This is a genomic window from Haloarcula sp. H-hyl2 (genome assembly GCF_056934385.1).
Window position 1 is genome coordinate 25,377 of record NZ_JBRIIJ010000009.1, and the last position, 6,425, is coordinate 31,801.

The 6,425-nt window shown below is 61.6% G+C and carries 11 protein-coding genes; 7 read left to right on the top strand and 4 right to left on the bottom strand.

Annotated features, from left to right (window positions below; all coding sequences use genetic code 11):
- Positions 1-26: 26 nt before the first annotated feature.
- Positions 27-518, bottom strand: coding sequence for a type IV pilin domain-containing protein (locus Hhyl2_RS22170; protein WP_483552964.1), 492 nt, complete (start codon positions 516-518; stop codon positions 27-29).
- A gap of 520 nt (positions 519-1,038) precedes the next feature.
- Between Hhyl2_RS22170 and Hhyl2_RS22175 the strand changes: the two genes are divergently transcribed.
- Entirely contained in the window at positions 1,039-1,275 is a 237-nt protein-coding gene (locus Hhyl2_RS22175; protein ID WP_483552965.1) for a hypothetical protein, read from the top strand.
- A gap of 18 nt (positions 1,276-1,293) precedes the next feature.
- Here the strand turns inward: Hhyl2_RS22175 and Hhyl2_RS22180 are convergent, their stop codons facing one another.
- From Hhyl2_RS22180 to Hhyl2_RS22190, 3 genes are all read right to left on the bottom strand, one after another.
- The gene (locus Hhyl2_RS22180) at positions 1,294-1,476 is read right to left on the bottom strand and encodes a hypothetical protein (protein ID WP_483552966.1); all 183 of its coding nucleotides are present in this window, start codon (positions 1,474-1,476) and stop codon (positions 1,294-1,296) included.
- Positions 1,473-1,763, bottom strand: coding sequence for a hypothetical protein (locus Hhyl2_RS22185; RefSeq protein ID WP_483552967.1), 291 nt, complete (start codon positions 1,761-1,763; stop codon positions 1,473-1,475). Before Hhyl2_RS22185 ends, Hhyl2_RS22180 begins: the two co-directional genes overlap by 4 nt.
- A gap of 153 nt (positions 1,764-1,916) precedes the next feature.
- A complete protein-coding gene (locus Hhyl2_RS22190; protein WP_483552968.1) occupies positions 1,917-2,306 on the bottom strand; it encodes a hypothetical protein in 390 nt (129 codons plus the stop codon).
- Between the two features lie 342 nt (positions 2,307-2,648).
- Between Hhyl2_RS22190 and Hhyl2_RS22195 the strand changes: the two genes are divergently transcribed.
- From Hhyl2_RS22195 to Hhyl2_RS22220, 6 genes are all read left to right on the top strand, one after another.
- Positions 2,649-3,272 (top strand): hypothetical protein, encoded by a 624-nt coding sequence (locus Hhyl2_RS22195; protein ID WP_483552969.1) that lies wholly within the window; start codon positions 2,649-2,651, stop codon positions 3,270-3,272.
- Positions 3,272-3,445 (top strand): hypothetical protein, encoded by a 174-nt coding sequence (locus tag Hhyl2_RS22200; protein ID WP_483552970.1) that lies wholly within the window; start codon positions 3,272-3,274, stop codon positions 3,443-3,445. Before Hhyl2_RS22195 ends, Hhyl2_RS22200 begins: the two co-directional genes overlap by 1 nt.
- A 134-nt stretch (positions 3,446-3,579) precedes the next feature.
- Positions 3,580-4,086, top strand: coding sequence for a hypothetical protein (locus Hhyl2_RS22205; protein ID WP_483552971.1), 507 nt, complete (start codon positions 3,580-3,582; stop codon positions 4,084-4,086).
- The gene (locus Hhyl2_RS22210; RefSeq protein ID WP_483552972.1) at positions 4,079-4,273 is read left to right on the top strand and encodes a hypothetical protein; all 195 of its coding nucleotides are present in this window, start codon (positions 4,079-4,081) and stop codon (positions 4,271-4,273) included. The genes Hhyl2_RS22205 and Hhyl2_RS22210 overlap by 8 nt, the downstream gene beginning before the upstream one ends.
- 522 nt (positions 4,274-4,795) lie before the next feature.
- Complete coding sequence (locus tag Hhyl2_RS22215) at positions 4,796-5,176, top strand: DUF4326 domain-containing protein (RefSeq protein WP_483552973.1); 381 nt, start codon at positions 4,796-4,798, stop codon at positions 5,174-5,176.
- 200 nt (positions 5,177-5,376) lie between these two features.
- On the top strand, positions 5,377-6,345 hold the full coding sequence (locus tag Hhyl2_RS22220) for a tyrosine-type recombinase/integrase (RefSeq protein WP_483552975.1): 969 nt from the start codon (positions 5,377-5,379) through the stop codon (positions 6,343-6,345).
- Positions 6,346-6,425 lie beyond the last annotated feature (80 nt).

Here is a 6,425-nt window from a genome sequence, read left to right on the forward strand (position 1 = left end):
GATAAAACGGAAAAGTGGTCGGTCAGTTACGCTTCGGGGCCGGAGTCCTGACCAAGCGTGGCCGAGGAACTGCCGTCAGCCTTCTCGTAGACGACGCGGACGTCGTAGAAGTTCCGGACTGCGACGTCAATGCTGGATCCGGCGGAGATTTCGGTTGGTGCCCCGGCGTTGTCCCAGGTTGCGGGTGAGGTGCTTTTTCCGAGGTCGTAGTCACTGCTCGAAGATAAGCCGCCGGAGTCGTCCGTTATCCCGCTCCCACGCACATAGAGCGTATTCGATTCGATGGTGTCACCGCCATCGTGGGTGATGGTCAGCACACCTTCGGTATTGTTCCCGACCGTCGAATCGTAGTCGAACGCGAACGAGGCCTGCGGCGTGGTGCTCTGTGTCTGGTCCCCGAGCCCGAGGACGAACGATGCAATCACTGCGGCGAGGATGACCGTAATCGCGACCATGAGGATGACGCCGATAACCGGCGAGACAGCGTCATCGTCGTTGAACAGTTCTTTGAGCTGCATTACGGATTCACGATAAGCACAGATTAGTATAAAGTAACCACTCGTTTTACGAACCGAATTTGGTTCAAGACGCCCCAGAAGGTCGCTCAACGCGTGCTTGAAAGGGTGGGATGCACCCTCGTAATGGATCTGAGGGGCGTGTTCAGCGCCCGGGAGTGCCGTATTATCCTTAGGTTCGGGCAATGCCCGCAGACAATCGTAGGCGGTGGCTATCCTGTAAATCCATCGGTCAGTTCATCGGGTGAGTAGTTACAGCGTGGGCCTGAAACGGGTTCTGGCTGGGCCTGAAATCACTGGAATCGGTCGGGAAACCGCATCGAAACCGCTGGAATCGGCGGATTGGTTGGTCTTAACCAACAGTGGCGGGTTCGGGGGTGCCAGTGTTGGTTAACGCTGTTTCTCGGAACTTCCGGAAACGTCCTCGTTTCCAGGGTGCATCCCGTCGCCGTCGTTCTGTTTCACTTTCACTCCGCTTAAGACTCGACTATATACCATCTCGTGGTCATCCATCCTGACACGCATGACGACAGTCGAGTTGACCGACGAGTCCGACCGGTGGCGGTTTCGGTGTCCGCACGGTCACACGACCTGGGAACCGACGAACCACCACTTCTGGTGTGCCAGTTGTGCCAGGACCGAGGGTGTCGATCCGTCCTTTGACGAGCTTCGAGACAGTGCGACGGGGGAGTTGCTCAATCGTCACGAAGTCCGGCTGGAAACTGAGGCCGGACCCTACGATCGGGAGGTCGACGCGTGAGAAAACTGGGGTGGGTGTTCAGACCCGGCGGACGGTCTCGACCACTTCGCGGCCAGTGGTTCGCCAGCGACAGCCGTTCCAGACTGAGGTTACGCGCCAGAACGTCCCGTCAGACCGCGGTTCGTACAGGACGCGGCGCTTCGGGCCGCGGACGGGCTGGTAGACGAACCCGCGGGCGTCGGCGACAGTCTCGCTGTTCATGCTTGCAGGGCGCGCTCGAACTGGTCGGCCATCGACGAGGAAACGCGCGGGCCAACGTCCCAGCCGCGGGTCTGGCGGATGTGGTCGCAGTAGTCGACCAGCGTGTCGAACGGCGTGTCGGCGAGCGCGACCGTGTCGGCGTCGCCGTCGTCGGCCACGACCGCGGCCGTCTGTTCGTAGCTGTCCCAGTAGACCGCGACGCCGTCGGCGGTGCCGAGGTAGGTCGGGTCCTGGGTCAGCAGTTCGCGGGCGATACGTTCTTGTGGATGTGGGTCGGATTTCAGCATGGTTCTCAGCGGAACCAACGCGCCTGGCCTGCTGGAGACAGGTCGGGCGATTCTCAATCATCATCGAAAATCGCCCAGCGGCGCGCCTGTTCCTATCTAATAGTCACGGCTTCCGGCCACTTAGTACTTTCGTCACGAGGCGAAAAACTGTGTCTATTCCAACCCGGCGTCAGACTCAGCCAGCGCCACGCCCTTGTTGGTTATCATGTAGTAAGCTCGCGAGCCAGATGCATCGTCACCAAGCTCAACGAGGTTCCCATTGTCGAGTTCTTTCATGTCGACTTTCGCAACAAGACCAGACTCAGAGAGTTCAGAAAGGATGTTTTGGACAGTTCTGTACGAGAAGTTGATGTCACGCTCAATCTTCATCGCGCGGTAGATCGCTTTCGGTGGGAGAGGTATCTGGTGGTCCGTAAGGAAGTCCAGTGTCTCATCACGGCGGTCCTCAGCGGGCACAGACCCACCGTCGGCCGCATAGGGCTTATCGCCGTCGAATTTTTCACTATGTCGACTTGTGGTACAATCCTGCTCCTTGTGGCCCATAATTGTGCTACGTGGTGCAAAACACTAAGTGGTTGGGGTAAACACATCTTGAGCAAGGCCGACGCGGCGCTCGTCGCACACCGATCGAAGAAACCGCGTGTGCGGCACCGCACTGGTACTGCGGAGCCGCGTCGGTCTGGGAACGACCGTATGTCACGCAACACACCGCACCCCCGTAAAAGCCCCCGACGATTCACTGAACAGTTCGCTCAGAAAGCATCGCCTACTGACCAGTCCGCGTGTCCCGTCTGTGGCGAGCCGATCGACGGCGTCGCGGCCGATCGCCGCCGGACGGCCCAGCCCTGCGGGCACGCACTCCGCGACCGTTCACTCCGATCCATCATGCCAACCGACACTGACAGCGACGCGCATCGACTGATGACCGACGGCGGGCTCGTCACCGCCTGCCCCGAGTGCGAGCACGCCGACTTTCGCGAGCGGACGAGCGATCGCTACGACGCCGACGAGCGCTTCGTCTGCCGTGGCTGTGGCCACGATTTCGGCGAGCCCATCGAGCGCGAGCCGCGGGACCTGGCGGCATCGAACTCGCCCCATGTCCGGGCGGCCCTGGACCACGACCATGAACCCGTCACCGACGGCGGACTGATCGAGGTCTGCCCCCGCTGTGATCGGGCGAAGCTCCGGCGTCGCAACCCCACGAAAGCCGACTCGTGCGCGGAGACCGATCATCAGTATCGCTGTGCCGCCTGTGGCTGGCTCTGTGACGAGCCGGCGACGCGCGAGTCCAAGCACGATAACGGACTGTCCGGGCTGGCGGCCACGCTCGACGAGGCCGATCCGGACCTGGTGACTGACGGCGGCTCGACCTGGTACTGCGGCGACTGTCTCGCCGAGTACCACGACGACGATGCCGCCCGGCGCTGCTGTACCGACTCGGCCGAGGATAACCAGCCCCTCGGGGCGAGCGACCAGCAGGTCCGGGACGCGGTCGGGAGGGTAGACTGATGGCGACCAGCAGTAGCCCCCACCAGCAGACGGACGCGTTCGTCGGCGACTGCCAGGACTGTGTGTTCCTCGCCACGGGCGCCGAGGCGTTCGTGAGACGGAAGGCGTCGATCCATATCAAGCGGACCGGGCATCGGCTGGTCGTCGAACAGGAGGGGCGATCGGATGATTAGCCGGTTTCCCGATGATACTCGGAAAGTCGGCTGTCGTCTGGGTGTCGCGATCGGGGCCGGGACGGGTGCCGAGACCGCCCAGGACCGGACCGAAACTGCCACCGCGTCGGACAAAAATGCGAACGGGGGCAACGATGAGTAGCAACATCGACCCGCAGAGGTTCATGAACTTGTCCGTGGGCGAACCACTGAACGACGATAACACGGTGGGCGTTATCGAGAAGTTTGAGCCGGCAGAGGCGACAATCACGTACCGAGAAGTGGGTGCAAAATTCCGTCTGATGGCCGATGATGACATAATTGGCGACGAGGAAACGACGATCTTCGTGGCGTCTGACGGCGGAGAGCTATCGCTCGGCTACGGCCCGCAGTTTGACGCGACTATCGTAACGAACCTGAAACGTCACCAGTTGAAGCGCGCGCTTCGGAAACTCAGAGATGCCGGAGAGAGTTACACTACTGGAAATTTCGACGTTCATTTCGACCACACTGGCCCCATCGTGTTCGACGGCGAAATGATGGTGGCAACGGCCCCGGTTCGGTATTCGTGGGACCGACCTTCCCCCGACCGTCCGTGTGTTCTCACGGGACCATCAATTAGCGCGGCCGGCACCGAACCGGAGGGTTCGTCAGATGGATGAGGTCTACGCTTACAGCAAACTGACTGATACGTGGTACCGAGTCCACGATTACGAGGAGGTTGGCCCCGGCGGGAAGATCGTCGCCAACGGAAAGACTGAGGTCGACCAAGAGGAGGTCCCAGAACACTGGCAGAAGGCCATCAAAAACAACGCCGATACTGTCGGAGAATCGGAGCGTGATGTATAGATGGGCGGTACTGAACAGGTCGCGCTCTCCCGCAATCCTGTCGAGCGGGAGGTCGCGCGGCTCGACCGGGATGGACGACAGCCGATGTGTCCCGACTGCGGAAGCTACGTCGGCCACACTAAATCCGGCGGGAAAACGCTACCAAATACCGACGCAGAAGCGTTCGGATGGTCTTGCCGCGACTGCAACCTCACGTTCCCGTCCAACTGCCACGGCCCCGACGCGCCCGGATTTAACAGCAGCATGGCCGGTCTGAAAGTCGAGTTCCGCGACGGCGAGACTCGATGGGTTCCGGTTCCGACTCGCTACGTTGGAGGTGACTCGGCGTGACGCTGATGGGAATTTGCGGACGCTGTGTCGATGAGAAGCCGCTTCACGTTCCTCCCGGACGCCAGCATTTGCGACGCGGTCCTGAGGGTGAGAAAATGTGTTCTCATCACGCCAAAGAGGCGTGGAACGACCACGAGGTAGACACGGGAACTGACCGCGCCGATAGTGAGGATAATTCGGAGGGTATTGTAGATGAGTGAGACGCGAGTCGGACACACGAAGGCCGATCAAACCGACGTGTACGTAGGGCGCGGCCAAGGCGGCCGAACGATGAACAACACGGAGATCGGGACTCGCGGGTGGCTCGGAAACCCCCATCGGCTCGACGACGGGTACAGTCGTGCCGAGTCTATCGACCTATTCCGCGACGACTTCGAGGCGCGACTTCGAGCTGACGACGAGTTCCGAAAGGCGGTTCGGGAACTCTCAGGTTCCGTACTCGGTTGCTGGTGCCAGCATCTCGACGACGACGGCCCAGCCTGCCATGCCGAAGTGATAGCCGAACACGCCGACAGACTGGCCGCCGAAACTGGCGGGCAGTCGGACAGTTCTGTAGACAGCACGCACGAGTAGTCAGACCTCCACAGTGGTGCAAAAGCGGGTGCAAGTCCCGCTGGGTCCATCGCTCGCGTCGGGGGCCAGGTTCCAATCTCTCCCCCGGCGCGGGCCTGTCAGAGACCCATGTTTGCATACACAGACGCAACTGTTGGTCGTTTCGGCCGGTGGTCGGGGTGAGCGACCTCCGGCCGATCGAGCCCCGTCGCGCCGTCGAGATGTATCTGGAGTTTCGCGAGAGCGACGTGTCGGAAAAGACGCTCCAGAATCACCGGTATCGCCTGGATACGTTCATCGAGTTCTGTGAGGTCCACGATATCGAGAATCTGAACGAACTCGATGGACGCGATATCCACGAGTATCGAGTCTGGCGTGGCGAGGACGTCACGGCGCTGACTCTCAAGACGCATCTGGCGACGCTCCGGGTGTTTCTGGAGTTCTGTGCCTCGATCGATGCCGTCGAGGACGGGATGCGCGAGAAGGTCGTCCTTCCGAACGTCTCGGCCGCCGAGGAGTCCAAGAACGTCCAGCTCGACGCCGACCGCGCCCAGTCGATTCTCGACTTTCTCGACGCATATCGCTACGCCAGTCGTGACCACGTCATCATGGTGATCCTGGTCCATACCGGGATTCGGCTCGGGACGCTCCGGGCGCTCGACATCGGCGACTGGGACAGTGACGCGCTCGTGCTGGAGGTTCGCCATCGACCGGATTCGGGCACGCCCTTGAAGAACCGCGAGTCGGCCGAGCGGGCGATCGCGGTCGGCGAACACTACGGCGCGGTGCTCGACGACTACATCCGGGTGAACCGTGAGGCCGTCACCGACGACCACGGCCGCGAGCCGCTGATCGCCAGCCAGTTCGGCCGGATGAGCGAGGGCGCGATTCGGGAGACGGTCTACCGACTGACGCGGCCGTGTATCATCGACCAGGAGTGCCCGCACGACCGGGACCTGGCCGACTGCGACGCCGTCGAGGACAAACAGGCTCGGGAGTGTCCATCGTCGGTCTCGCCCCACGCCATCCGCCGGGGCGCGATCACGCGGATGCTCCGTGATGGCGTCCCCGAGGAGGTCGTCAGCGACCGCTCGGATGCGACGCCAGACGTGCTCGAACAGCACTACGACGAACGAACGGAACGTGAACGCGCCGAGGTTCGGCGCGACTTCTTGGAGGACTCAGAATGAGTGAACCAGACTCCCTCACCAGAGGGACCGACCAGACGCATCGACCTACTGACCAGCCAGCGAGCGGTGGGATTTGTTCC

Coding starts and splice junctions, on each gene's coding strand:
- Hhyl2_RS22195 (WP_483552969.1), top strand. CDS start 2,649: ATGCCAACCGACACTGACAGCGACGCGCATCGACTGATGACCGACGGC.
- Hhyl2_RS22175 (WP_483552965.1), top strand. CDS start 1,039: ATGACGACAGTCGAGTTGACCGACGAGTCCGACCGGTGGCGGTTTCGG.
- Hhyl2_RS22180 (WP_483552966.1), bottom strand. CDS start 1,476: ATGAACAGCGAGACTGTCGCCGACGCCCGCGGGTTCGTCTACCAGCCC.
- Hhyl2_RS22220 (WP_483552975.1), top strand. CDS start 5,377: ATGTATCTGGAGTTTCGCGAGAGCGACGTGTCGGAAAAGACGCTCCAG.
- Hhyl2_RS22190 (WP_483552968.1), bottom strand. CDS start 2,306: ATGGGCCACAAGGAGCAGGATTGTACCACAAGTCGACATAGTGAAAAA.
- Hhyl2_RS22185 (WP_483552967.1), bottom strand. CDS start 1,763: ATGCTGAAATCCGACCCACATCCACAAGAACGTATCGCCCGCGAACTG.
- Hhyl2_RS22200 (WP_483552970.1), top strand. CDS start 3,272: ATGGCGACCAGCAGTAGCCCCCACCAGCAGACGGACGCGTTCGTCGGC.
- Hhyl2_RS22205 (WP_483552971.1), top strand. CDS start 3,580: ATGAGTAGCAACATCGACCCGCAGAGGTTCATGAACTTGTCCGTGGGC.
- Hhyl2_RS22210 (WP_483552972.1), top strand. CDS start 4,079: ATGGATGAGGTCTACGCTTACAGCAAACTGACTGATACGTGGTACCGA.
- Hhyl2_RS22170 (WP_483552964.1), bottom strand. CDS start 518: ATGCAGCTCAAAGAACTGTTCAACGACGATGACGCTGTCTCGCCGGTT.
- Hhyl2_RS22215 (WP_483552973.1), top strand. CDS start 4,796: ATGAGTGAGACGCGAGTCGGACACACGAAGGCCGATCAAACCGACGTG.